Source organism: Romboutsia sp. 13368, assembly GCF_018336475.1.
Classification (GTDB): Bacteria; Bacillota; Clostridia; order Peptostreptococcales; family Peptostreptococcaceae; genus Romboutsia.
In genome coordinates, this window is sequence record NZ_CP048741.1 from 1332364 (window position 1) to 1333276 (window position 913).

Annotated in this window: 1 protein-coding gene; it reads left to right on the plus strand. The window is 26.6% G+C overall.

All coding sequences use genetic code 11. The features are described 5' to 3' along the window. Positions 1-52 precede the first annotated feature (52 nt). On the plus strand, positions 53-880 hold the full coding sequence (locus G3997_RS05405; RefSeq protein ID WP_296644099.1) for a DegV family protein: 828 nt from the start codon (positions 53-55) through the stop codon (positions 878-880). Positions 881-913: the final 33 nt, after the last annotated feature.

Consider the following 913-nt stretch of genomic DNA (forward strand, 5'->3'; position numbering starts at 1 on the left):
TGCTAGTATAAATATTATTTAAATAATTGAAGTATTTGGAGGATTTATATAAATGATTAAAATATTATGCGATAGTATAGTAAACTTACCAACTGAAATAATAGAGAAATATAATATAGACATAATTCCACTAACAGTTATATTTAATGAAAATGAGTATTTAGATGGTGTTGATATAAGCAATAAAGATTTTTATAAAATACTTAGAGAAAATGAAACTTTACCTAAAACTTCTCAAGCTACATATGCTCAGTTTATAGAATTCTTTGAAAAATATAAGGATGATGAAGTTTTATATCTATCAGGTTCATCAGCAGCTTCTGGAACTTATCAAAGTGCTGTACTTGCTAAAAATGATATGGATAGTAAGATAACTATATTTGATACTTTCAATCTTTCTTTAGGATCTGGAGTTCTTGTTATAAAAGCTTGTGAAATGGTTGAAAAAGGACTATCTGTAGAAGAAATAGTTGAAAATCTAGAAAATCTTAAAAATAATGTKGATGTTTTCTTCTCTGTTGATACTTTAGAGTATTTAAAAAGAGGTGGTAGAATATCTTCTACTAAAGCAGCTTTAGGAAACTTACTTAATATAAAACCGATACTTACTGTCAATGATGGTTTAGTAGTTCAAAAGGCACAAGTAAGAGGTAAAAAACAAACTTTTTCTGCTTTAGTAAATTGTTTAACTGAAAAGTATGGAGATGATTTATCTGATAAGACTATATTCCTTGGATATACAGATAATGATGAGGATTTAGAAACATTAAATAAGACTTTATTAAATAAGACTAATGCTAAAAATATCTATACTGTTAATATAGGGTGTGTAATATGCTCTCACTCTGGACCTGGAGTAATAGGAATATCTTGCATATAATGTAAAATACTCTATTTATGATACTAGTTTTAC